Consider the following 23,890-nt stretch of genomic DNA (forward strand, 5'->3'; position numbering starts at 1 on the left):
CGTTTCGCATTCCAAGCGTAGCCGCACCGCAACGCGCGCGGCTCGCCCGATGACGGGGGCTTGACGTGGGTCAACGGCCGCCGGTCGGTTGCTGACACGATGAAGTGGCATGACGCCGCCCGCGCGGCAACCAGGAGATGATCGATGATATCCGTTCCCCCGCTTGCCGCAAGCGCCCATCCCGACCAGCAACTGAGGGAGCTGCTGGGCTACGCGGTGCTGGCGCCGTCCAGCCATAATTCCCAGCCGTGGCGCTTCCTGGTCAACGGCACCACGATGTCGGTCTGCGCCGACCGCGTCCGCGCGCTGCCGGTGGTCGATCCGTTCGATCGCGAGTTGATCATGAGCTGCGGCGCGGCGTTGCTCAACCTGCGAGTCGCGCTCAATCACGCCGGGCTCGCCCATACGATCCGCACGTTTCCGTCCGAAGTCGATCCCGATCTCCTGGCACTCGTCCGGGTCTGCGACGACGGTTATTCCGATGCGTCGCTCGGCGCGCTGTTCGATGCGATTCCGGAGCGCGTCACCACGCGCGCGCCGTTCGAATCGACGGCCGTGCCGGACGAGATCCAGCAGGCGCTGATCGCGGCGGGCGTCGCGGAAGGTGCCGACGTCGCGTGCGTCGACTCGATCGCGCATCGCGCGCGCGTCGCCGAGCTGGTGGCCGAGGCCGACCGTCAGCAGTTCGCGGACCCGCGCTTTCGCCGCGAGCTGGCGAGCTGGATCGATCCGCGCCGGCACGTCGACGGCATGCCGGCCTTCGCGGCCGGCGTGCCGTCGTTGCTGGACTTCGCCGCGCCCGTCGTGACGATGGCGGTACGGACCTTCGATCTCGGCAATGGGCTCGCCGCGCTGCATCACCAGCTCGTCGGTGCGTCGCCGCTGATCGTGTGCATCGCGACCGTGCGCGACGATCGCGAAGCGTGGCTCGCCGCCGGCCAGGCGCTCGAGCGCATCCTGCTCGTCGCGACGCGCGCGGGTTATACCGCGTCGTACCTGAACCAGCCGATCGAGACGGCCGGCCTGCGTGCCCACCTGCGCCACATGCTAGGGCTGCGCGGCGAGCCGCAGTTGCTGCTGCGCGTCGGGCGCGGTCCGCATACGCCGCATTCGCCGCGTCGCCCGCTCGACGACGTGATCTCCTTCACCTGACCTCGACGAGGAACCGAACATGAACGTCATGCGTTGCGCCGCCCTCTGCGTGATCGCCGTCGCGGCCGGCGCGGCCGCCGCGCAGACGACCGTGCCCGAGCCGACCGAACTCGTCAATGCGCAGCACTGCATGTTCTGCCATACGCTCGACATGACGTTCCTCGGGCCGTCGTTTCACGAGATCGCCGAGCGCTACCGCGGCGATCCGCACGCCGCCGCGGAACTGGAACGCAAGCTGCGCGTCGGCGGCCGTGCGCATTGGGACGACACGCCGATGCCGTCCGCCGTCGATCGCGGCGGGCCGCTGTCTCCCGACGACGCGCATCAGCTCGTGCAATGGGTGTTGAGCCAGTGATCGGCGCGCGGCGCTTCCGTTCATGTCGACCCTCGTGAAACGCGCGCCCGCCGGCATGGCAAGAGGCCGCGCACGCCGCCGCCCCGCATCCGCCGCGACGCTCGCGAAGGCCCGCGCCAAACGGCCGCGCGCGAAGCCCGAGGCCGTCGTCGGCAAGGCCGCCGGCGGGCGCACCCCGCGTGGGCCGCGGCGCGGCGCCCCGTCCCCGAACCGCCCGCCGGCCGACGAAGACACGGCCCTTCTGCACGGCGCAGCCATGCGCGGCATCCGGCTGCAATTCGATTACTGGAAAGCCGAGGAGCGGCTGCAAAACGAGCGGATCGGCCATGCGGTCGTGATCTACGGCAGCACGCGCATCGTCGCGCCGTCGGTCGCGAAGGCGCGGCTGGACGAAGCGAATCGCCTGCTCGCGGAGCGTCCGTACGACGCGGGCCGGCGGCGCGCCGTCACGATCGCCAGCCGGCTCGTCGAATACAGCGTGTATTACCGCGTCGCGCGCGAATTCGGGCGCATCGTCGCGCATGCCGACCGCTGCACGCGCACCGCGCGCCTCGCCATCGTCACGGGCGGCGGTCCCGGCATCATGGAGGCCGCCAACCGCGGCGCCTACGAACGCGGCGCGCCGAGCATCGGCTTCAATATCGAGCTGCCGCGCGAACAGGCACCCAATCCGTACATCACGCCGGCGCTCGGCTTCCGGTTCCACTATTTCGCGATCCGCAAGCTGCACCTGCTCGAGCGCGCGAAAGCGGCCGTCTTCTTCCCCGGCGGCTACGGCACCTTCGACGAACTGTTCGAGGTGCTGACCTTGCTACAGACCCGAAAGATCGCGCCGCTGCCGGTCATCCTCGTCGGCGAGGCGTACTGGCGCCGCGCGATCGACCTGGCGTTTCTTGCCGACGAAGGGATGATCGACCGTCGCGACCTGGAACTGTTCACGTATTGCGAATCCGCCGCGACGATCTGGCAAGCGATAGGCGGCTGGTATGCGCGGCGGCGCGAACGCGCGCCGGCACGCTGCAACGCGGCTTCGACGCCACGTGCCGTGTAGGAATCGGCCGACGGAACGGGCGCGATTCCTACCGCGACTTCGGGGCAGGCTGATTGAACCGCGGGCGCGCGGCAACGATACTGAAATCACGGGTACCGGCCGACCGGCACGCCGATCGCGCAACCACCAGGAGAGACGTCATGTCAAACGCCGACTATCGTTCCGATTCGGGGATGCGGGTTGCCGCGTCCGACACGGCAGCGCTCGACACGCTGGCACTCGTCGCCCTCGCCCGGGACGCCGGCATGCTGGTGATACTCGACGGACAGATCGGGCGCGAGCGGTACGAAAGCGTGACGGGATCGATCGCCACGCTGGCCCGCTTCGCCCAGGCGCTGCAGCTTGCCGCGCTCAAGGCGGCGTGATGCCCGGCATCGCGGCGGCGGGCATCGGCAGCCGTCGCCGGTGCGACGGCCGCTGTCGCCGCGCGGTGTCGCGCGTCCGTTCGAGAGCGGCCACCTTTCAATGAACGGCTGCCTGTCGGGGCACGGCAACCCTTGCGCCCCGACCTTGTCCCGATGAAGCCGCGATGAACCGCCCGTTTTCCGGAAGGGTTGCCCGCATGCTTCCGGGCGTGGCGCTGCTCGCGCACTATCGGCGCGCGTGGCTCGCGCGCGACCTGTACGCGGGAATTGCGCTTTCGGCCATCCTGGTGCCGGTCGGCATGAGCTACGCGCAGGCAGCCGGGCTGCCCGCCATCACGGGCCTCCATGCATCGATCGCCGCATTGCTCGCCTATGCGCTACTCGGCCCGAGCCGGATCCTCGTTCTCGGCCCCGATTCCGCGCTGGCGGCGCTGATCGCGGGTGCCATCGCCCCGCTCGCCGCCCATGATCCGCAGCGCGCGATCGCGCTGTCGGGCGCGCTGGCGCTGTCGGCGGGCGCGATCTGCATCCTGTTCGGTGCGCTCGGTCTCGGTTTCGTCACCGACCTGCTGTCGCGCCCGATCCAGTACGGTTACCTGAACGGCATCGCGATCGCGCTCGTCGTCGGGCGGTTGCCCGAATTGTTCGGCATGCCCGTGTCGGGCAGCGACGTGTTGTCCAGCTTGCCGCGCATCGCGCACGCCTTCGCCGACGGCCGTTTTTCCCTCGCCGCCGGCCTGCTCGGCGCCGCGGTGCTGGCAGCCATTTTCCTGATCAAACGCGTGACGCCGCGCGGGCCCGGCATATTGGTCGCCGTGCTGGCGGCAACGCTCGTCGCTCGCCTGCCGCCGTTGCACGGCGTCGCGACGGTCGGCGCGTTGCCGGCCGGCCTGCCCGCCCCGCACCTGCCGGCCGTCTCGCTGGCCGACGTGGGCGCACTCGCGTCCGGCGCGATCGCCGTCGCGCTGGTGTCGTTCGCCGACATCAGCATGCTGTCGCGCGCGCTGTCCGTACGGGCGGGCGATGCGCCGGACCGCAACCAAGAGCTGATCGCACTGGGCGCGGCCAATCTGCTGGCCGGCGTGACGCAGGGCTGCGCGGTCAGCAGCAGCGCGTCCCGCACGCCGGTCGCGATCGCCGCGGGCGCGCAAAGCCAGGTCACGAACGTCGTCGCCGCCGCGTGCATCGCGATACTGCTCGTTGCCGCGCCGATGCTGCTGACGTTCGTCCCGCGCACCGCGCTGGCCGCGGTCGTGATCTACGCGGCGTTCGGCATCGCCGACGTCCGCGGCGTCGTCCGGCTGTACCGGATGCGCCGCGGAGAATGCCTGATCTCGATGCTGTGCTTCGCCGGCGTGATCGGCATGGGCGTCGTGCCAGGCATCCTGCTCGCCAGTGCACTGTCGCTGCTGTCGTTCGTCTGGCGGGCCTGGCACCCGTACGACGCGGTGCTGGGCCGGCTGACCGGCGTGCGCGGCTATCACGACGTCGCGCGGCATCCCGACGCCGTGCAAACGCCGGGGCTCGTGCTGTTTCGCTGGGATGCGCCGCTCTTCTATGCGAACGTCGAGATCTTCTGCGAGCATCTGGATGCCGCGATCGCACGAGCGGCCGGCCCGGTCACGCGAATCGTGATCGCCGCCGAGCCCGTCACCGACATCGACGTCAGCGCCGCGGACCGGCTCGTCGCGCTGCGCGAGGAACTCGGGGAGCGCGGCATCGCGATGAATTTCGCGGAAATGAAGGGGCCGGTGAAGGATCGCCTGCGCGCCTACGGCCTGTTCGACGCATTCGGCGCGGCCAGCTTCTTTCCGACCGTGACCGATGCGGTCGCCCGTCATGTCCGGCAGCCGGAACGACATGTGCGTGCCTGCCGGAGAAAGCGCGCGCGGCACCGGCGCGTCTCGCGCAAGACGCGGCAAACGCAATAGTCGGGCGCGGACGACCCGGGCGCGCAGCGAATCCGTCGCGGCTTCGCGCTCGATCCCGTGCGTCCCACCGTGCTCGAACGTCCGCCCGCGGATACCGTCCGGTGATTCGAGCGTGACGTGGGGCCGGCAGCGGAAGCCGCCCGTTGCGGCCGCGACCGTCTCGATCGCAACCGCCCCGCCCGTTTCGTGAAGTGCACCTGAAAGCGTCATCCGGCGACCCTGCCGGATCGCCGTGGACCGCCCGTCCGCCTGCCTGACTTACTCGACCACCAGGTCGTCGACGACGGCACGCACGCCGCGCGCGGACCACGCGGCACCCCGCACGGCCTTGCGTTCGGAAAACGAGCCGACCTTGCCGGACAGCCGCACGGTACCGTCGTGCACGTCGATCGCGATGTGCTTCGCCTCACGCTCCGCGTGACGCATGATCGCGCGCTTGATGTTGCCGCCGATGTCGTCCGAACCGACCGTGCCCTGCACCGCGATGTGGTCGGTCACGCCCGTCACGCTGCGCATCTGCGAGATCGCGCGCACGGCCAGATGGCTCTGGTACGCCCAGTCGACCCTGCCCGACAACGTGATCCAGCCGCGCTCGACCTGCACCTTGACCGCGTCGTCGTGCAGCCCGACCGTCCAGTGCAGCACCGAACGCACCGCTTTCGCGATGTCCTCGTCGGTGCGCACGTCGTCGTCCGGCAGATGCACGGTCATGTCGACGACGAGCGCCTTGACGCCGCCCACGCGGTTCGCCGCACGCTCGATCGCCAGCTTCTCCGCGTAGCTCGGCGGATGACCCGAAAGCGTCACGATCCGGTCGGCCACCTCGACGCCGATGCGGGTCGAATCGATCGACGGGTCGGACTCCAGTTCGTCCTGGACATCCTGCTTCAACTGCTTGTCGGTTTTCATCGTCTGCTCTCCTGTGAGCCGCGGCGCGCCTGTCCGCCGCACGTCGTCAGCGTTGCACACGCGGGGCGCCCGGTCGCTGATGCAGGTCAACGGATGCCGCACGCCGCAAGTCGTGGCCGGCCGGTGCGCTGCTTGACGGAAGTCAAGCCGATACGGCCCAGCCGCCTTATCGTGAGATCGCCGATGCGCGAGGTTCCAGGCACGCGCAATCACGCTTCAAGGAGACTCGCATGACCGCACCGCACCTGTTGGCCTATTCGCCGGCGCCCGCCGCGCGGCCGGCGTCGCCCGAGGGCGACTCGCCGGAGATCATCGACCTGCCGCGCCCGATGCTCGACAACGACGTGCCGCTGATGGCCGCGCTCGCGACCCGCATGAGTTCCCGCGAATTCGCCGCCGCGCCGCTCCCGCCGGTGACGCTCGGCACCCTGTTGTGGGCGGCGGACGGCATCAACCGGCCGGCGAGCGGCGGCCGAACCGCGCCGTCCGCGCACGCATTCAACGAAATCGACATCTACGTGGCGCTGCCTGGCGGCGTCTATCGTTACGATGCGCCCGCGCACCGGCTCGTGCTCAAGCATGCCGTCGATGCGCGCAACCTGACCGGCTATCAGGACTTCGTCGGCCGCGCGCCGCTGGATCTCGTCTACGTCGTCCGGACGGCCGCGATACTCGACATGCCGCCCCGGCAACGCGACGTGTTCTCGGCAATCGCGGCCGGCGCCATCGCGCAGAACGTCTCGCTGTACTGCGCGGCGGCCGGCCTCGGCACCGTCGTGCGCGGCTGGATCAATCACCGCACGCTCGCCGACGCGCTGCGGCTGAACGAGGACGAGTTGCCGATCCTCGCGCAGACGGTCGGCTATCGGACCGGCAGTGCGCCCTCGCATGCGTGAGCGCGGAGGCGGCCGCGCCTGCCAGACGGCGCGCGGATCGCTCCGCGCGCCGGATCCTCCCGATGGGCGACGCGTGCCCGCATCGCCCGTTGCCCGTCGTCCGATCAGCTGATCGCGAGTTTCTTCTGCCCGACCGGCGCCTTCTTCGGCAGCGTCAGCGACAGCACGCCATCCTGATAGGTCGCCTTCGCGTTCGCATCGTCGATGTCGCCGGACAACGAGAACGAGCGGCTGATCGCACCGCTGTAGCGCTCGCGCCGGATCACGCGCTCGCCGTCCTTCTGCTCGTTGTTGCGCTCGATCTTCGCGTGGATCGATACGGTGTTGCCCGTCACCTGGACGTCGATGTCGTCCTTCGCGACGCCGGGCAGTTCCGCGTTCACCGTGTACGCCTTGTCGTTTTCCGTGACGTCGATCTTCATCGATGCGAGATCGGGCTCGTCGGCCAGCGTCATGCCGCGCAGCGGCCTGAACAGACCCTGGAACAGATCGGCCACGGGTTCGATCGAAAACGGATCGTAACGCGTCATGTTGCTCATGATTCGCACTCCTCATAGGGATGACGTGCAGCCGGTGCGCTCGTCCCGACAGCAGCGGCCGCGATGAAGACCGGATGGCGCGGCACCCAATGCCGCGCGTGGGACGAATGATCTTTCGAATTCCAGCGTACCTCCGCGCCCCGGCACGCGCTTGATGCGCGTCAAGGGCGGCGGCCGATTACGTGCAGAACCGGAAATGGCCGCTGTGGAGCAGGATCGGCCGTCCGCCGATTTCCTCGAGCAGGCAGCGCGCGGCGCGCTCGATCGCGGGACGATGGCGTGCGAATGCGTCGACGAGGTCCGGCTCGCGAGGAGATGCCGCGCGGAAATGATCTTCCAGCGCGGCCGCGGTGATCGCGCAGCGTACGCGGCGGCCCTCGACGAGCGCCGGAAAGCTCAGTGCGGAATCGAGGTCGCAATACGTCGGATGTTCGGAAGGAAACGAGATCTGCATGATGATCACCTGGGCGGGTAACGCATGGGCCGACGGCGGTACTAGGCCGCCGCGACCGTCGCGTGCGCGGCATCCTCGCCGCGCACGAGCAGGACCGGGCAACGCGATGCGCGGAGGAAGCGCTCGGCGACGCTGCCGAGCACCAGCCGCCGGACACCGCGTCGACCATGCGTGCCGACCACGGCCAGATCGATCGAATGATCGACGACGTAGCGCTGCAGGCGCGCCGCGACATCCTGACCGAAATCGGTCTCGACGAGGTCCGTCTCGCCGTTGACGGCCGCGAGCGCGATCGTCCGGTCGGCATCGTGCAAGATCGCGGCGCCATGGCGCCGGATCTCGTCGAGCAAGGCTTCCGGCTCGATGCGGCCGCGGTAGGCGAGCAGCGCGGATTTGTCGACGACGAACACGGCGAACAGGCGGGCGCCGCATACTTTGGCCATCCTCAGGCCTGCGTCGAGCGCCTGATTAGCGGTAGGACTGCCATCCGTCGCAACCATGATCGTCGTGTACATGCGGGCCTCGCTGAGGAACGGACGCGCGAGCGGCGTCCGAATTCGCTTCCATCATCGGCGCTCGCCGCCGGCGCGCGTTGACCGGGGTCAACGGTTTGAAGCCGCGATGAAACCGGCACGCGCGGAGACTGGCGGCAGCCGCGGCATGCGGGCCCGAGCGGCCGGCATCCGGCCGACCGGGAGGCGCGGCACCGCGTGGCCCGGAATCGGCGGCATCCGACGCTAGCTCGGCGGGTTCTCGTCCGGCCGGAAGCCCTGCTCGATTTCAAGGATCTTCCGCGCGCACACATCGTATTGCCAGCCGGGGCCGCCGTCGGTGTCGTACATGCCCTTGCACATCGCCTTGAGCCGGATCACCGCGCCGCCGCCGCCCGATTCCTCGCGCGACGCCCAGAGATAGACTTGTCCCGCCGCATACGGTTGCGCCGTCTCGATCCGGTCCGCACCGAATCGCGTGATCCGGGTCGACGAATGCGCCTGGACGTAGCGCCGCGTGCGGCTCCACGCTCGGTCGCATTCGGACGGTGTCGAACACGGCAGCGATGCGGCCTGACGCATCGCGAGCAGTCGTGTTTCCATCGTCCTGAATGTCGCGGATCGCTCCGCGCCGGCGCAGGCGCCCAGCGCGAGCAGCACGATCATCGCGAACGCTCGTCGTTTCATCGTCAATGCCTCTCGGGCCGTGAATGAGGCCGTGAATGCCGCACATGGTCGCGCGCCGCTTGACGCAGGCGCCACAGCCGACTGTATGCGCCGCGTCGGCGGCCGCGGTTGACCTGCATCAAGCGCGCTTTCGCGCCTCCGGCTTGACCGGCATCAAGCCGGAATGCGCCGCGCTCGGCTGCAATACGGCTCATCGAGTCGGCAATGCCCGGCCTGCCGGTCCGGCGACATCGGGCAGACGGGAGCGCGCAGGCTCGTGTCGAATCCAACCCGCCGGGTGCGGCAACGCGCAGACGCACCCGTACAACCCATTCGTTCATCATGTCCCGAGCGCCGCATCCCCCGTTCGTGCCGAGTCGCGGAAACACGCGACGACAGTCGACGCAATTCGATCGCGCCATGCGCCGACCTGCCACCTATCCGCACCCCGCGGGCCGGATCGAGCGGATCGAAACCCATCTGTCCGTCGTTTATCTGGCCGGGCGCTATGCGTACAAGCGCATCAAGCCGGTGCGCTTCGCCTTCGTGGATCTCGTGCGGCCGGCGCGGCGGCGCCGCTGCGCGCTCGCGGAATGCACGCTCAACCGGCCGTTTGCCGGCCCGTTGTACCTGGGTGTCTGGCCGCTCCTCGCGCACGGCCGGCGCTGCGCGTTCGGGGCACCGGTGCCGACCGGCGGGCGCCGGCAGCGGACGGTGCCGGGCGAATACGTGGTACGCATGCGCCGTTTCGACGCGCACGCGATGTTGTCGGCTCGCAGCGCATCGCACGACGACGGTCTCGCGGATGCGGACGCCCTCGCCGATACGCTGGCCCGCCACCATCTGCATGCGCCGCGCCGTGCGCCGCGCGGCCATCCCGGTAGCGCCGCCGGCGTCGCGGCCCAGTGCCGCCCCTTGCTCGACACGCTCGACGTCACGGTGCCGGACGAAGCCGCGCTGCGCGCCTGGTACGACGCCGAGCTGATCCGCATCGCGCCGCTGCTCGCCGCTCGGCAATCGCGCGGTTTCGTGCGCGCGTGCCACGGGGATCTGCATCTCGACAACATCGTGCGCTGGCGGAACCGGATCCTGATGTTCGACTGCATCGAATTCGACGACGCGCTGCGCTGGATCGACGTGGCGAGCGATCTCGCGTTCGCGCTGATGGATTTCTCCGCCCGCGGACGCGAGGATTGCGCCCGGCGCCTCCTTTCCGGCTGGCTGGCACGCACGGGCGACCCCGCGGCACTGGGCGTGCTGCCGTGCTACTTCGTCTACCGTGCGCTGGTGCGCGCGCTGACCGCCCGGCTGCGCGGCGACGAAGCGGCGCGCGAGCGCTATCTGCGCACGGCGTCGGCGATGGCCGACGCACGACGCGATGCGCAACCGGTTTTGCTCCTGTGTCACGGGCTGTCCGGCTCGGGCAAATCGCTGGCCAGCCGCGCACTGGCCGAGCGGCTCGGCGCGATCCGGTTGTCCAGCGACGACACACGCAAGCGCGTGGCCGGCGCCTCGGCCGGCACCCGCCTGCCCTCGAATGCGTATTCGGACACGGCGATCGACGAGATCTACGACGGACTGCTTTCGACGGCTCGCGTAGTGCTCGACAGCGGCTACACGGCGATCGTCGACGCCACGTTCCTGCGCGGGTGCCACCGGGCAGCGTTCATCGCGCTCGCCGCACGGCTCGGCGTGCGCGTCGCGATACTGGATTTCACCGCGAGCCCGGCAACGCTTGCCGCGCGTGTCGCTGCCCGGGCGGCACGCGGAGGCGATGCCTCCGATGCCGACACCGCCGTGCTGGCCCGGCAGATCGAGCAGGCCGATCCGCTGACCGAAGCCGAAGCGGCGATCGCCGTCCGCTTCGATACCGACCGCGACGCCGCCGCATATGGCAGCCGCGCGTTCTGGTCGCCGCTGCTCGCCGCACTGCACGCGTAGGCGCGCGGGGCGAATCCCGCCGGCACACGGCCGGGCCGCCCCATCGCCGTGACGGTCAGCGGCCGAACGTGCGGGTGTGGTCGTCGTAGTCGAACAGTCCCGCGTAACGGCCCCAGTCGGTCACGACCCGCAGCGCCTGGTCCGCGCTGCGCGGATCGAGACGATCCTCCAGTTCGAGTTCGAAACGCTCGCGCGGCGCGCGACGCCCCTCGCGTTCGCCGAGCACTTCGTCGATATGCTCGGCGAGCGGCACGAACCGGACGACGTGCTCGCGAAACAGGCGCCGCCGCGCATCGTCGTCGCTTTGCGCGAACACCTGGCCCGCGGCGCTCAGCCGGATGGTCCGGTCGCGCCATTCGGCGAACGCGAGCAGATGGAGCGCGGCCGCCGTCGAATGGAGCGCGTCGACCCGGAGCGCGAGCGCCGCTGCAATCGTGCCGAGTTCCGCATGCCCGTCGTACGGCGCGGCCGCGAGCGTCTCGACGAATCCGGCGAGGTGGTGACTCGACACGTTAGGCAGTTTCATGGCCAGCGCACCGCCCGTCGCTGCGCGGTCGGCCGTCGCATCGGCGATGCGTGCCGTCAGCGCCGCATAGATCTTGCCGACGATCGCCTGCACGGCCGGATCGTGCCGGCTGCGCGGGCGCGGCAGCGGCACGTTCAGCGTCGCCTCGATGTGCGCCGGGCCGCCGCCGAGCACCAGGATGCGATCGCACATGAGCACGGCTTCCTCGATGTTGTGCGTCACCATCAGCACCGACCGCGTCGACAGCTGGTGCGCATCCCACAGGTCGAGAAAGTCGGTGCGCAGCGTTTCGGCGGTCAGCACGTCGAGCGCGGAGAACGGTTCGTCCATCAACAGCAGCACGGGTTCGCTGACGAGCGCGCGGGCGAAACCGACCCGCTGACGCATGCCGCCCGACAGTTCGCGGGGAAACGCCGATTCGAACCCGTCGAGCCCGATCAGCTCGATCGCGGCGGCCGCGCGGGCGCGGGCATCGCCCGGCGCAAGACCCAGCGCGTCGAGGCCGAGCTCGACGTTTTCGATGACGGTCAGCCACGGATACAGCGCGAAGGTCTGGAATACCACCGCGATGCCGTCGGTCGGACCGGCGAGCGGCGCACCGCGATACGTCACCGTCCCGGACGAGGGTCTGACGAGCCCGCCGGCGATCCTCAGCAGCGTGGATTTGCCCGAACCGGAGCGGCCCAGCAGCCCCAGGATCTCGCCCGTGTGCAGCGCGAGGTCGATGTCGGCCAGCACGTGCCGCGGCTCGCCGGACGGCTCCGTGAACGATCGGGATACGGCCCACATCTCGAGCACGACCACCGCCGGGTCGGGCGGCGGCGCCGCCGCGTGCGTGACGTTGCGTTCGGTGTCTTCGCTGAGGTTCGGCACCCGCGTCTCCCGTGCGTAAAGGATCGGTTGAGGGCTCAATCGAGCCGCGTGCGGCGTTCCGCGAACGCGACCATCGGGCGCCACACGAGCCGGTTGGTCGCGATCACGAGCAGCGACATCGCGGCGACGCCGAGCGCGATACGCGGATAGTCGCCGGCGTCGGTCATCCGCGCGATATAGGCGCCGAGTCCGCCGGCATCCAGGCGCGTGCTGCCCCAACTCACGGCCTCGGCGACGATGCTCGCGTTCCATGCGCCGCCCGACGCGGTAATCGCACCCGTCACGAAGTACGGCAGGACGCCGGGCAGCATCACGTGTCGCCACCAGGTCGCCGGCCGTACCCGAAAGCACGCGGCCGCTTCGCGCAGGTCGGCCGGGAACGCGCTCGCCCCGGCGATCACGTTGAACAGGACATACCATTGCGCGCCCAATATCATCAGCGGGCACAGCCAGATGCGGGGTTCGAGCCGCAGGTGCACGATCGCGAACACCGCGACCGGAAACAGCAGGTTGGCCGGAAACGCGGCGAGGAACTGCGTGACCGGCTGGATGCGGGCGGCCACGCGCGGCCGCAGACCGATCGCGATGCCGACCGGCACCCAGATCGCCGACGCGATCGTGACCAGCACGGTCACGCGCACGAACGTCAGCGCGCCTTCGCTGGCGACGACACGCAGGTCCGTCCACGTGAGCGTCGCACGTCCGTGCCGGTACAGTTCGACCGCCGCATACACGCATCCCGCCCCGCACAGTGCAAACCCGAGCACGTCGCCCGCGTGGCGCGGCAGCGCGATCCTGGCGCGCCATGCCGGCACGAACCCGCACAGCCGCGCGCGCGCCGCCCGGCGCAACACCGCCCGGACCGGGCCGACCCCACGGGCGATCCATGGCGATCGGTGGAACAGGTCGAGCATCCAGCTGCGCGACGCGACCGTGGGCGACGCATCGCCATAACGGAACCGCTCCGACCACGCGACCAGCGGCCTGAACAACAACTGGTCGTACAGGGCGATCGTGACGCTCATCGCGACGATCGCCCAGCCCACGGCCGCGAGGTCGCGATTCGCGATCGCCTGCGCGACGAAGGCGCCGACGCCCGGCAGGTCGACGCGCCGGCTGCCCACCGCGATCGCCTCGGCCGCGACCACGAAAAACCAGCCGCCCGACATCGACATCATCGCGTTCCAGACGAGCCCCGGCATCGCGAACGGCACGTCGAGGCGCCAGAAGCGCTGCCATGCCGACAGCCGGAAGCTGCGGCTGGCCTCGTCGAGATCGAGCGGCACGGTGCGCAACGCCTGGTAGAAGCTGAACGTCATGTTCCACGCCTGGCTGGTGAAGATCGCGAAGATCGCCGCGCACTCGGCGCCGAGCATCCGCCCCGGAAACAGCGCCAGGAAGAACGGCACGGTAAACGACAGGTAGCCGAGGATCGGCACCGACTGCAGCACGTCGAGCAGCGGGATCAGCACGCGCTCGGCGCGGCGGCTGCGCGCCGCGGCGGTCGCATAGACGAACGTGAAGACGATCGACGCGAGCAGTGCCGCGAACATGCGCGCGACGGTGCGCAGCGCGTAGCCGGGCAGCGCCGCGGGCGACAGCGAAATGGCCGGGGGAGGCGCCACCGCCAGCGGGCCGGCCATCTGGTGCGCCGAGAGGCCGGCCAGCAACAGGAACCCGACGACGATCAGCATCGCGGCGAGATCCCGCCAGCCCGGCGCCGGCAGCGACCAGCGCCCGCCCCGCAAACCCTCCGCATGGTGCTCCACGACGCCCCTCCCCGCCGATGATGGCGGTTCATCTTCGCGGGCGGGGCGGCCGGCGGGCTTGACTTGCGTCAAGCGCGCCGCAACGGGCGGCGCCATGCATGCGGCGAGTGGTCAGAGGCGATAGATCCGTTCCGCGTTGTCGATGAACAGCGCCTGCCGTTCCGCATCGCTCGCGCCGGCGACGATGTCCGCATACGCTCGCCAGAGCGCCGGATAGCCGGCATGCAGCCGGTCGATCGGAAAATTCGACGCGAACATGCATCGCGCGGCGCCGAACGCGTCGATGCCCTCGAGCACATAGGGCCGGAAGCTCTCGACCGTCCACCGGTGATCGAACATCGCAAGCCCGCTCAGCTTGAGCACGACGTTCTCGCGGCGGGCGAGCCCATGCAGCCCGGTACGCCACGCACGATAGCCGTGCACGCTGTCGCGGTCGACGAACATGCCCGCGTGATTGACGATGAAGACCGTGTCCGGATGCGCGTCGACCAGGGCCAGCGCGGCCTCGACCTGGGACGGATAGAGCTGCAGGTCGAACGACAGCCCGAGCCGGGCGAGCCACCCGAAATGCGCGCGCCAGCCGGGATCGTCGAGATAGTCCCGGTCGACGTAGTTGTACCAGGGGTTCGCGTGACGGTTCAGCACCTGACGAATACCGCGCACGTTCGCGCAGGCGGCGGCCGCCTCGAGCCGCGCGGGCGCGTCGGCACGCGACAGGTCGACGCCCGCGACGATGCCCTCGGGCATGCCGCCGCTCGCCGGCGCATCCGCAAGCGCCTGCAGCCATTCGACCTCGCTCGGCGTGGTCCACGCGTCATGGATCGCCTCGACGTGCACGACTTTCAGGACATCGATCTCGCCCGCGTCCGCGCGCAGGTCGGCCGGGCCATAGGCACGCGGCAGCGCGGCCACCGGCCCGGAGAACGCCGGCTGCGCGCGGTCGAGCCAGCCGTAGCTCAACGCATCGGCATCCCAGAAATGCACATGTGGATCGACGACCTGCATGGCGCCTCCTGACGGTCACGCGAGATGGAACATCGGTTCCAGCGGTTTTTCGAGCGGCCGCCCGTCCTCGTCCGTCGCCATCAGGTCGGCCATGTACGCCCACCACCGGCGCATCACGTCGGCCTGCGCGAGCTCGGCCATCCGGTGCGCGGCCGGGCGTTTCAGGACGGCGAACAGGCAATCCGTTTCGTCGTCGAGGAAAATCCAGTAGTCCGCGATGCCGGCCGCGCGCAGCGCGTCGGCGAGCGCCGGCCAGATCGCGTCGTGGCGCCGCCGATACTCGTCCTTGCGCCCGCGATGCAGCCGCATCCTGAACGCGATCGTCTCCATCTCCGCCTCCTTCATTGCAGGTTCACGTACAGGCCGCCGTCGACGAGCAGCGCCGCGCCGTTGACGTAGCGTGCCAGGTCCGACGAGAGGAACACCACGCAGTCCGCGACGTCGTCGGGCTCGCCGAGGCGGCCGAGCGGAATCCGCTGCTCGAAGTACTCGGCCTTGCCGGGCGCCGCGAGATCCGCTTCGTTGATCTCGGTGCGGATCGTGCCCGGCAGCACGGAATTGCAGCGGATCCGGTGCGGGCCGAGCGCGACCGCGCACGACTGCATCAGCGCATGCACGCCGGCCTTCGTCGGCGTGTAGTGCGTCTGCATGCCGCCGCCGACCAGCGCGCTGATCGAACTGGTCGCGACGATCGCGCCGCCGTCGCCTTGCCTGGCCATTTGGCGCGCGACCGCCTGGGTCACGTGGAACGCGCCGTGCAGGTTGACCTCCATCGTGCGTCGCAGCAGGTCGGCGGGCAGGTCGAGGAACGCGTGGAACGGGCAGATCCCCGCATTGCTCGCCAGCACGTCGATCCGGCCGAACGCAGCGACGGCCCGCTCGACCAGTTCGTCCGCGGTGTCCGGCCGCGCGATGTCGCCCGGCACCGCGAGCGCGCGCCGGCCGGTCGCCCCGATCTCGTCGATCAGCGCGTCGAGCGCGTGATCCGACTGCGCCGGCAGCAGCGGGTTGGCCCAGTAATTGACGACGACGTCGGCGCCATGCCGCGCGCATGCAAGCGCGATCGCCCGGCCGATGCCGCGCGAGCCGCCGGTGACGACGACCACCTTGTTCTCGAGCAGTTTCATCGCGGCGGCTCAGTGCGTGTAGGGCCGTTCGGTGCGCACGGCCGGATTGAGCCGCACACCGAACCCGGGCGTGTCCGGCACCTTCATCCGTCCGCCGCTCGGCACCGGTTCGTCGAGCAGCAGCGGATCGAACATCGGCACGACGCGATCCGCCTGCGGCGCCATCATCAGGAATTCCGCGAACGGGCTGTTGTGCCGCGTCGTCACGAAGTGATAGCTGTAGACCGACGAGCCGTGCGGCACCACCAGCACGCCATGCGCGTCGGCGAGGGCCGAAATGCGGACGAGTTCCGTCATTCCGCCGCACCAGCCGACGTCGGGCTGGATGATGTCGCAGCAGCCCATCTCGAGCAACATGCGGAAGCCCCAGCGCGTCGCCTCGTGCTCGCCCGTCGTCACGAGCAGATCGGGCGGCGCCGCGCGGCGCAATTGCGCATAACCCCAGTAGTCGTCGGGCGGCAGGCACTCCTCGATCCACTTGAACCCGTAGGCGTGCGCCTCGTGCGCGAGCCGGGTTGCATAGCGCACGTCGAGGCTCATCCAGCAGTCGAGCATCAACCAGAAATCGGCGCCGACACGCTCGCGCATCGTGGCCAGTTCATCGAGGTTGCGGCGCAAGCCGTCGTCGCCCTCCGCCGGACCATGATGCAGCGGCAGCTTGCCGCCGATGAACCCCATCTCCTTCGCGAGGTCCGGCCGCGCGCCGGTCGCGTAGAACTGCAGTTCGTCGCGCACCTTGCCGCCGAGCAACTGGTGCACCGGCTCGCCGCGCACCTTGCCGAGCAAGTCCCACAACGCGAGGTCGACGCCGGAGATCGCGTTCAGCACCACGCCCTTGCGTCCGTAATAGAGCGTCGCGTGGAACATCTGATCCCACATCTTCTCGATGTCGGTCACGCGCTGACCTTCGATGAAACGCGCCAGATGGCGCTCGACGATGAACGCGCCGATCTCGCCCCCCGTCGTCACCGCGAAACCGACCGTGCCGTCGCTCGCCTCGATCTCGATCACGAGCGTGCCGAGCACGTTGATGCCGAACGACTGCCGGCTCTGCCGGTATTCGGGGTAACGCGCCATCGGCGTCGCGATGTGATCGTCGATCCAGTGGTCCGCGCCCTGGTCGTGGTAGTCGGCGCCGCCGCCGCGCACCGTCAGCGCGCGGATGTGTCGTATCGTGGGCATGCTCATCGGGACATTCCTCGCAGGGGAAAAGGAAACAGGCAGGCGCGTCAGCGCGCCCAGCGCAGCACGCACGCGTCGAGCCGCCGCGCGATCTCCACGAGGCCCGCGCGCGTCTGCGGGTGCAGCGGCACCAGCGGGCGCCGCGGCGCGTCCGACGCGATCACGCCGCCCGCCTTCATCAGCGCCTTGCAGGCGAGCAGCCCGGCCTGGCGGTTTTCATAGTTGATGAGCGGCAGCCACTTCTCGTAGCCGGCCACCGCCTCGTCGCGCCGGCCGGCGCGATAGGCGGCCAGTATCGGCTGCAGGCCGTCCGGATACCCGCCGCCGAGGATGCTGCCGGTCGCGCCCGCGTCGAGATCGGCGAGCAGCGTGATCGCCTCCTCGCCGTCCCACGGCCCCTCGATCGCGTCGCCGCCGAGCGCGATCAGCTCGCGCAGCTTCGCCGCCGACTGCGGCACCTCGATCTTGAAATAGCGCAGGTTCGGAATCGTGCGCGCGAGCCGCGCGAGGAACGCCGCCGATACCTGCGTGCCGCTCATCGGCGCGTCCTGGTACATGATCGGAATGTCGATCGCGTCGGAAACCTCCGAGAAGAACGCGCCGATCGCCGCCTCGCCGCAGCGGATCGTCGCGCCGTGATACGGCGGCATGATCATCACCATCGCCGCACCGGCCGCCTGTGCGCGCCGGCTGCGTGCCGCGCAGATCACCGGATTGAAGTGGGTCGTGGTCACGATCACGGGCACCCGCCCCGCGACGTGCTCGAGGATCATCCCGGTGAGCCGCTCGCGTTCGTCGTCGGACAGCGAGAACTGCTCCGAGTAGTTCGCGAGGATGCACAGCCCGTCGGCGCCCGCGTCGATGATGAAGTCGACGCAACGCATCTGCCCTTCCAGGTCCAGTTCGCCCGATTCGGTGAAAATGGTCGGCGCGACGGAAAACGCGCCCGTATAGCGGCGAGTGGCCTGCGTGTCGTGAATCATCTTGTCCGCCTCTATTATTTAGGATTACATAAATTATGAAACGATATTTCGCACGTCGTCATACGTTGATTCAGACCCTGCCGTACCGGCCGCGCAGCCCGTCCGTGACGCCGCACAGAATCGCGTGCAGCTTGGTTCGCTTGTCGCGCGCATGCAGCAGGATGAACGCCACGTGCTTCAGCGTGATCAGGTTGATCAGCAGCATGGCCGGATAGCGGCGCCAGTAGTCGCGGGCGACCAGGATGCAATTGCGGGCCGCGTAGTAATGGCGCAGTGCGCTCTGGTCGAAGATCTCGACGCGCGGCCAGTGCTGCCGGGCCGACGGACTGCCGAGTTCGTGCGGCAGCGACACGTCCGCGTTCACGCGCACCGGCACGCCGTTCGCCTGCGCACGCATGCAGTACTCGGCATCGACATGGTCGATGAAGAAATCCTCGCGAAACCGCCCGAGGGCGCGATAGGCGTCGAGCGAGATCGCGGTGCCGGACGAGATGATCACCGAGCACGGCAGCAAGCCGTGCGCGCCGTCGCCGATCGGCGTGATCCGCGCGGACCAGCGGCCCACGGTGAAGAGCGGCAGGTTGCGCCGGAAGTTGCGGTTGAAGATCCGCGGCCCGACCAGAAAGCGCGTATCCCCGATCGTCGCGCACCCCGCGAGCATCCGCTCGAAATAGTCGGCGGGCACGGTCGAATCCTGGTCGAAGATGAAGAAGACGTCGCAACCGCGGCGGATCAGAAACTCCACGCCGGCGTTGAACGCGCCGGCGATCCCGCCGCGGTTGTGGTTCGCAACCACGTCGACGCCGTGCGCGGCGAGCCGCGCGTGCAGTTCGCGATCGACGACCGGCGAGTTGTCGACGGCAACGACGGCCGGACTGTACGCGGGCAAGCCCAGCAAATGATCGATCTGCGCCGCGGACGGCTTGTACAACGTGACCAGCGTGCCATGTTTCATGACGGCACCTCGTAACGAAAGCGTGGCGATGCGCCGCACCGGGTTGCGGGCGGCCCGTCCTCCTTTGCCTTGCGTCTCGTCGGTACGGCCTCGCGATGCACGCGTGCATCGCGGGTCGCCCGTTATTTCGCGTACAGCTTGACGACGCTCGCTTCCACGACCCGCGTGATTTCCTCCATCCGCCAGCGGATGTGCGTGTCGGTCAATGCAACGCAACGTTCCGTGTCGCGCGCGGCGAGCGCGTCCAGGATCTCCAGGTGCTCGGTGAAGGCCTCGTCGCGCCGCTGATCGACGTCGACCCACCGCACGTAGTGAATCCGCGCGTTGATGCCCTGCAGCACGCGCCCGATCTCCGCATTGCCCGACAGCGCGGCAAGCTCCAGGTGAAACAGTTCGTCCTTCAGGACGAGCTCCGACGACGGCATCCGCGATGCGCTCTTCATCACCTGCCGCCAGAAGCGGCGCAGGGTCTTGATGTCGTTGTCGGACGCCCGCTCGCATGCGAGCATCACCGCGGTCGACTCGATCGAACGCCTCAGCTCAAAGAGATCGAACACGTCTTTCCCTTCCAGTTGGCGGATGAAGAATCCGCGATTCGGCACGAAGACCAGCAGGTTCTCCGCGACGAGACGGTTCAGTGCTTCCCGGATCGGCGTGCGGCTGACGTCGAACCGCTCCGCCAGTTCAAGCTCGTTGACCCGCTCGCCCGGCCGGATCTTGTACAGCACGGCCATCTGCTTCAACTGCTCGTAAATCTCGTTGACCGTCAGGCCCGCGCGTTTCGGCGCCAGTGTCTCGCGGCCGCCAAGCACGGAATTCGCTGCCATTTCGCCTCCTCCTTCGTCTGTCGGCGACCGTCATTATCGGCCATGAACCGGCCTGCGGGCGCCTCGGGTGCTGCGGCCACCGTCATTGCATCAACAGGCGCCCGAAACCCGGCACCGGATCGTCGACGCCCGCGAGCCGCAGCGCATGCCACGCAAGCGCGTGATTGCTCGACAGGACCGGCTTGCCGGCGCGCGCCTCGATCTCCGCGAGCGCGTCGACGAGCCGGAGGCTCGTGCACGACACGAACACCGCGTCCACCGCCGGATCGGCGGCCAGCGCGAGCACCGCGCGCTCGATCGACGCGCGGTCGATCCGCGCCACCTCGTTGTCGTCGCGATGCTCGAACGAGCCCGCCCTGACGACGTCGACGCCACGTGCGCGCAGGTAGGCGGCCATGGCTTCGTTGATCGAGCGCTCGTACGGCGTGAGCAGCGCGACACCGCGCGCGCCCAGCGCGCCCAGCGCGACCCGTGCCGCGGTGATCGGCGTCGTGCACGCGACGCCCGGCCGCGCTTCGCGGATCCGCTCGAACACGCGCTCCTCGCCGAGCACCGTCGACGCGGACGTGCAGCCGAACGCGACCACGTCGAGGCGTTCGCCGGGGCGGATCAGCTCGACGGCCGCCGCGATCCCGCCGTCCATCCGCGCGAGCGTCTCCGCGGTGATGTCGGCGGAGTTCGCGATCCGGCTCTCGTAGAACGCGACGCCGTCGAGCGCGAGCACGCGCCGCCATTCGTATTCGATCGTATGGTCGGTCGCAAGCACGACGAGCCCGATCGCCGCGCGGCGCGCGATGCCCGCATCGAGCGAGAAGCCGAAGCGCGCGTACGAACCGGCATCCTGCTGCATGGGGGTCGTAAGAAGTTCGCTCACTGGAGTGTCATCCCGGTAATGTCGATGTCGGGTTGCCGGCCGTGGATCAGGTCGGCGACGATTTTCGCGGTACCGCACGACATCGTCCAGCCCATGTGGCCGTGCCCGGTGTTGAGAAAGAGATTGCGATGGCGGGTCGCACCAATGATCGGCGTGCCCTCCGGCGTCATCGGCCGCAATCCGGCCCAGTACGACGGCTTCGTGTAGTCGGCGCCGTTCGGAAACAGCGCCCGCGCGGTCGCCAGCATGTGCGCGAAGTCCGCGGGCGTGTGGGTCGTGTCGTAGCCGCTGAATTCGGCCGTCGCGGTCAGGCGCAGCCGGTCGCCGAACCGCGCCCATGCGACGAGCTGGTTTTCCTCGACGCCGCCGAGCGTCGGCGGTTCGTGGCGTGCGTCGATCGGCAGCGTGACCGAATAGCCTTTCACCGGATAGATCGGCAAGCGGTAGCCGAGCCCGCGCGCGACGAACGGCGAGTATGCGCCGAGCGCAAGCACGTAGCGGTCGCCGCTCACGCGGCCCTGCGACGTCTGCACGTAGTCCACCGCGTCCGCGCTCGCGCGCATGCCGTCGATCGTGGTGCCGAAACGGAACTCGACACCGAGCGCGCGGCAGCGTTCGGCGAGCGCCCGGGTGAACAGGTGCGCATCGCCGCTCTCGTCGGACGGACAGTAGATCGCACCGGCGATCGCATCCGCCGCGCCGGCAAGCGCGGGCTCGCGCTCGATCACCGCGCGCGAATCGAGCGTCTCGAGCGGCAGGCCGTTCTCGGACAGAATCCGCATGTTCGCGATGCCGCGCTCGAACGATGCGGGATCCCGGTACAGGTACAGCAAGCCGCTGCTGATCCGGTCGTACGCGAGCACCTCGTCGCGCGTCGCGGACTGAAGCTGCTGCTGCGCGTAGCGGCACAGCCGCACCTTGATCGACGTGTTCCGGCGCGAGCGCTCCGCCGTGCAGTTCCGCAGGAACAGACGGCACCACGCCCACATCCGCCAGTCCGGCGACCACTTCAGGCGCAACGCCTGCCCGTCCGAAAACAGCGACTTGAGCAGGATCTTCGGCGCGCGCGGGGAGGCCCACGTATAGGAATGCCCCGGCGCGATCAGTCCCGCGTTCGCGAAGCTCGTCTCGAGCGCGACGCCGTCGCGCCGGTCGACCACCACGACCTCGTCGCCGGCCTTCGCGAGAAAGTACGCGGTCGTCACACCGACGATGCCGCCTCCGAGCACGACCGTCTTCATCGCGCGTCCCCCGCTAGCACGCGGCGATCGCCGCGATTTCGACCGTGTATTCGGGAAACGCGAGCGCCGACTCCACGCAGGCGCGCGCCGGCGCGTCGCCCTGCGGCACCCACGCATCCCAGACCCGGTTCATGTCGGCAAAGCTCCGATGATCGGCAAGCCAGATGCTCGCGGACACGATCCTGCGCTTGTCGAGCCCCGCGTCATCGAGCAGCCGGTCGATCTTGTCGAGGATCTGGCGGGTCTGGCCGGCGACGTCGAGCGCGGTGTCGTCGGCCACCTGTCCGGCAATGAACGCGAAGCCGCCCGCGACCACGAGCTGGCTCATCCGTTCCCCCGCGCCATAACGCTTGATTTCCATCGCACCGCCTCCGCTTCCGTGTCGAGTGGGTTGAATTCTAAGCATCCATATTCACGACTGTATACACTTTTTTCAAAAAGATTCGACGCTGAGCCAATTTGGCGCACGTGCCCGCAGCTGGTGTTTACCGTCGCCCGTATTGTGCATTTCATGCGCTAAAACAACGCATTTTCTTGTGAATTCCGGGGCGCTTCGCGAACCGCTCGAGATTCGTCCAAAAAATGTTTGCCAACGATTTTTGTTCTGTGATTCTGTCGACACTTTTGTATTTCAAACGCGATTCAACATCGATTCAGGAGCGCAAAAATGAAGCTGGGTTGCTGGAGTCTCGGGATCTGCGTCGCGCTCGGCGCGTGGGCAACGTTTCCTGCATATGCGGACGTCAGCGTCGGCGCCGTGTTGCCGCTGACCGGCGCAAGCGCGTCGATCGGCGAGGACCAGCGGCGCGGGATCGAGCTCGCGGTCGCGAAGATCAATGCGCAAGGCGGCGTGCTCGGACAGAAGCTGCAGGTCCGGATCGAGGATTCGGGCGGCACCGCCAACACGGCGCTCGACGCCGCCCGCAAGCTGGCGACCGTCGAGCGCGTGCCGCTCGTGCTCGGCGAATTCTCGTCGTCGGTGACAATTCCGGTCGGACAATTCCTCGTGCGCCAGGGCGACGTGCACGTCAACATCGGTTCGTCGAGCCAGCAGGTCCGCAAGATCGGCGCGGGTTCGTTCAGCACGATCGGGCTCGACGACCAGTCCGCGCGCTTCGCCGCGCAAGACGTGTACGACCGCAAGCTGCGGCGCGTCGCACTGATCGCGCCGAACAACGGTTACGGCCAGGGCATCGCCACCGAGTTCAAAAAGCGTTTCGAGGCGCTCGGCGGCACGATCGTCTCGACGGTTCTCTACACCGAAGGCCAGTCGACCTACCGGCGCGAGCTGGAACAGGCGTCGCGTGCGCAGCCCGACGGCTACGTGTACAGCGCGTACGGACAGGAAGCCGCGACGTTGAACCGGCAGGCGTTCGAGATGCGTCTCAACCAGCGGCCGTGGTACGGCATCTACCTGACGATGTGCACGAGCGACACCCCCGCCCAGATCGCGCAGGGGCAGATCGGCCTGGAGGTCGCGGCGCTCGGCGGCAGCGCCGCCGCGTACGCGGCGGCCTATCGCGCCGCGTACCACGAGGCGCCGCGCTCGGCCTTCGGCAGCTACGCGTACGACGCGACGATGCTGTCCGCCGCGGCAATCAATCGCGCGCGTTCGGCCGATCCGGCGAAGGTGCGTGCGGAACTCGCGGCCGGCCAGCCCTATGACGGCGTGACGGGCACGATCGCGTTCGATGCCGACGGCCAGCGGCTGGTGCAGCCGTACGAGAAGGTCGTGTACCGGCAATCCGTCGTCGCGCAGTAGCCACCGGGAGCCTGCG

General features: G+C 69.1%; 25 protein-coding genes. 8 read left to right on the forward strand and 17 right to left on the reverse strand.

The features are described from left to right. Positions 1–144 precede the first annotated feature (144 nt). The 5 genes from VXM69_RS36330 to VXM69_RS36350 all read left to right on the forward strand — a co-directional run bounded on the left by VXM69_RS36330 (position 145) and on the right by VXM69_RS36350 (position 4,854). Complete coding sequence (locus VXM69_RS36330) at positions 145–1,152, forward strand: nitroreductase family protein (RefSeq protein WP_034192111.1); 1,008 nt, start codon at positions 145–147, stop codon at positions 1,150–1,152. Positions 1,153–1,171: 19 nt separating this feature from the next. Further along, positions 1,172–1,507 carry a c-type cytochrome gene (locus VXM69_RS36335; protein WP_367190762.1) on the forward strand — a complete coding sequence of 112 codons (336 nt, stop codon included), beginning with the start codon at positions 1,172–1,174 and terminating at the stop codon, positions 1,505–1,507. A 22-nt stretch (positions 1,508–1,529) separates the two neighbouring features. Then, positions 1,530–2,558, forward strand: a complete 1,029-nt coding sequence (locus tag VXM69_RS36340; RefSeq protein ID WP_367190763.1) for an LOG family protein — start codon at positions 1,530–1,532, stop codon at positions 2,556–2,558. A gap of 173 nt (positions 2,559–2,731) precedes the next feature. Next, positions 2,732–2,923 (forward strand): hypothetical protein, encoded by a 192-nt coding sequence (locus VXM69_RS36345; RefSeq protein ID WP_226193873.1) that lies wholly within the window; start codon positions 2,732–2,734, stop codon positions 2,921–2,923. Positions 2,924–3,087: 164 nt separating this feature from the next. Beyond that, positions 3,088–4,854, forward strand: a complete 1,767-nt coding sequence (locus VXM69_RS36350; protein WP_034192107.1) for a SulP family inorganic anion transporter — start codon at positions 3,088–3,090, stop codon at positions 4,852–4,854. Positions 4,855–5,112: 258 nt separating this feature from the next. Here the strand turns inward: VXM69_RS36350 and VXM69_RS36355 are convergent, their stop codons facing one another. Continuing rightward, complete coding sequence (locus tag VXM69_RS36355) at positions 5,113–5,763, reverse strand: BON domain-containing protein (RefSeq protein ID WP_034192176.1); 651 nt, start codon at positions 5,761–5,763, stop codon at positions 5,113–5,115. A gap of 230 nt (positions 5,764–5,993) precedes the next feature. Here VXM69_RS36355 and VXM69_RS36360 point away from each other — a divergent pair, with 230 nt between their 5' ends. Next, a complete protein-coding gene (locus VXM69_RS36360) occupies positions 5,994–6,659 on the forward strand; it encodes a nitroreductase family protein (protein ID WP_367190764.1) in 666 nt (221 codons plus the stop codon). A gap of 104 nt (positions 6,660–6,763) precedes the next feature. On the opposite strand, the gene VXM69_RS36365 is transcribed toward VXM69_RS36360, so the two are convergent. The 4 genes from VXM69_RS36365 to VXM69_RS36380 all read right to left on the reverse strand — a co-directional run bounded on the left by VXM69_RS36365 (position 6,764) and on the right by VXM69_RS36380 (position 8,830). Next, positions 6,764–7,198 (reverse strand): Hsp20/alpha crystallin family protein, encoded by a 435-nt coding sequence (locus tag VXM69_RS36365; protein ID WP_049030574.1) that lies wholly within the window; start codon positions 7,196–7,198, stop codon positions 6,764–6,766. Positions 7,199–7,376: 178 nt separating this feature from the next. Further along, entirely contained in the window at positions 7,377–7,652 is a 276-nt protein-coding gene (locus VXM69_RS36370; RefSeq protein ID WP_034192175.1) for a DUF1488 domain-containing protein, read from the reverse strand. 41 nt (positions 7,653–7,693) lie between these two features. Beyond that, positions 7,694–8,167 carry a universal stress protein gene (locus VXM69_RS36375; protein WP_367190765.1) on the reverse strand — a complete coding sequence of 158 codons (474 nt, stop codon included), beginning with the start codon at positions 8,165–8,167 and terminating at the stop codon, positions 7,694–7,696. Positions 8,168–8,389: 222 nt separating this feature from the next. Next, positions 8,390–8,830 (reverse strand): hypothetical protein, encoded by a 441-nt coding sequence (locus VXM69_RS36380; protein ID WP_034192174.1) that lies wholly within the window; start codon positions 8,828–8,830, stop codon positions 8,390–8,392. A gap of 399 nt (positions 8,831–9,229) precedes the next feature. Here VXM69_RS36380 and VXM69_RS36385 point away from each other — a divergent pair, with 399 nt between their 5' ends. Further along, a complete protein-coding gene (locus VXM69_RS36385; protein ID WP_367190766.1) occupies positions 9,230–10,750 on the forward strand; it encodes an AAA family ATPase in 1,521 nt (506 codons plus the stop codon). A 55-nt stretch (positions 10,751–10,805) separates the two neighbouring features. Here VXM69_RS36385 and VXM69_RS36390 read toward each other — a convergent pair whose 3' ends face one another. The 12 genes from VXM69_RS36390 to VXM69_RS36445 all read right to left on the reverse strand — a co-directional run bounded on the left by VXM69_RS36390 (position 10,806) and on the right by VXM69_RS36445 (position 22,473). Next, positions 10,806–12,065 (reverse strand): nitrate/sulfonate/bicarbonate ABC transporter ATP-binding protein, encoded by a 1,260-nt coding sequence (locus VXM69_RS36390; protein ID WP_367190791.1) that lies wholly within the window; start codon positions 12,063–12,065, stop codon positions 10,806–10,808. Positions 12,066–12,184: 119 nt separating this feature from the next. Then, a complete protein-coding gene (locus VXM69_RS36395; protein ID WP_034192102.1) occupies positions 12,185–13,918 on the reverse strand; it encodes an ABC transporter permease subunit in 1,734 nt (577 codons plus the stop codon). A gap of 111 nt (positions 13,919–14,029) precedes the next feature. Continuing rightward, positions 14,030–14,923 carry an amidohydrolase gene (locus tag VXM69_RS36400; RefSeq protein WP_367190767.1) on the reverse strand — a complete coding sequence of 298 codons (894 nt, stop codon included), beginning with the start codon at positions 14,921–14,923 and terminating at the stop codon, positions 14,030–14,032. Between the two features lie 15 nt (positions 14,924–14,938). Beyond that, the gene (rhaM, locus tag VXM69_RS36405) at positions 14,939–15,253 is read right to left on the reverse strand and encodes an L-rhamnose mutarotase (protein ID WP_034192172.1); all 315 of its coding nucleotides are present in this window, start codon (positions 15,251–15,253) and stop codon (positions 14,939–14,941) included. Between the two features lie 11 nt (positions 15,254–15,264). Continuing rightward, positions 15,265–16,050 carry an SDR family NAD(P)-dependent oxidoreductase gene (locus tag VXM69_RS36410; RefSeq protein WP_367190768.1) on the reverse strand — a complete coding sequence of 262 codons (786 nt, stop codon included), beginning with the start codon at positions 16,048–16,050 and terminating at the stop codon, positions 15,265–15,267. Positions 16,051–16,059: 9 nt separating this feature from the next. Next, entirely contained in the window at positions 16,060–17,238 is a 1,179-nt protein-coding gene (gene rhmD, locus VXM69_RS36415) for an L-rhamnonate dehydratase (protein WP_367190769.1), read from the reverse strand. A gap of 41 nt (positions 17,239–17,279) precedes the next feature. Further along, a complete protein-coding gene (locus VXM69_RS36420) occupies positions 17,280–18,215 on the reverse strand; it encodes a dihydrodipicolinate synthase family protein (protein WP_059560929.1) in 936 nt (311 codons plus the stop codon). Between the two features lie 70 nt (positions 18,216–18,285). Then, positions 18,286–19,170 (reverse strand): glycosyltransferase family 2 protein, encoded by an 885-nt coding sequence (locus VXM69_RS36425; RefSeq protein WP_034192097.1) that lies wholly within the window; start codon positions 19,168–19,170, stop codon positions 18,286–18,288. 122 nt (positions 19,171–19,292) lie between these two features. Continuing rightward, the gene (locus tag VXM69_RS36430) at positions 19,293–19,997 is read right to left on the reverse strand and encodes a GntR family transcriptional regulator (protein WP_034192096.1); all 705 of its coding nucleotides are present in this window, start codon (positions 19,995–19,997) and stop codon (positions 19,293–19,295) included. 82 nt (positions 19,998–20,079) lie between these two features. Beyond that, on the reverse strand, positions 20,080–20,847 hold the full coding sequence (locus VXM69_RS36435) for an aspartate/glutamate racemase family protein (RefSeq protein WP_034192095.1): 768 nt from the start codon (positions 20,845–20,847) through the stop codon (positions 20,080–20,082). A gap of 20 nt (positions 20,848–20,867) precedes the next feature. Further along, positions 20,868–22,112 carry a D-amino acid dehydrogenase gene (locus VXM69_RS36440; RefSeq protein ID WP_049032443.1) on the reverse strand — a complete coding sequence of 415 codons (1,245 nt, stop codon included), beginning with the start codon at positions 22,110–22,112 and terminating at the stop codon, positions 20,868–20,870. A gap of 13 nt (positions 22,113–22,125) precedes the next feature. Beyond that, positions 22,126–22,473 carry a RidA family protein gene (locus tag VXM69_RS36445; protein WP_069706176.1) on the reverse strand — a complete coding sequence of 116 codons (348 nt, stop codon included), beginning with the start codon at positions 22,471–22,473 and terminating at the stop codon, positions 22,126–22,128. 306 nt (positions 22,474–22,779) lie between these two features. Between VXM69_RS36445 and VXM69_RS36450 the strand changes: the two genes are divergently transcribed. Further along, positions 22,780–23,874 carry an ABC transporter substrate-binding protein gene (locus VXM69_RS36450; protein WP_049032445.1) on the forward strand — a complete coding sequence of 365 codons (1,095 nt, stop codon included), beginning with the start codon at positions 22,780–22,782 and terminating at the stop codon, positions 23,872–23,874. Positions 23,875–23,890: the final 16 nt, after the last annotated feature.

It is taken from the genome of Burkholderia sp. Ed8, from assembly GCF_040761425.1.
Lineage (GTDB): Bacteria > Pseudomonadota > Gammaproteobacteria > Burkholderiales > Burkholderiaceae > Burkholderia > Burkholderia seminalis.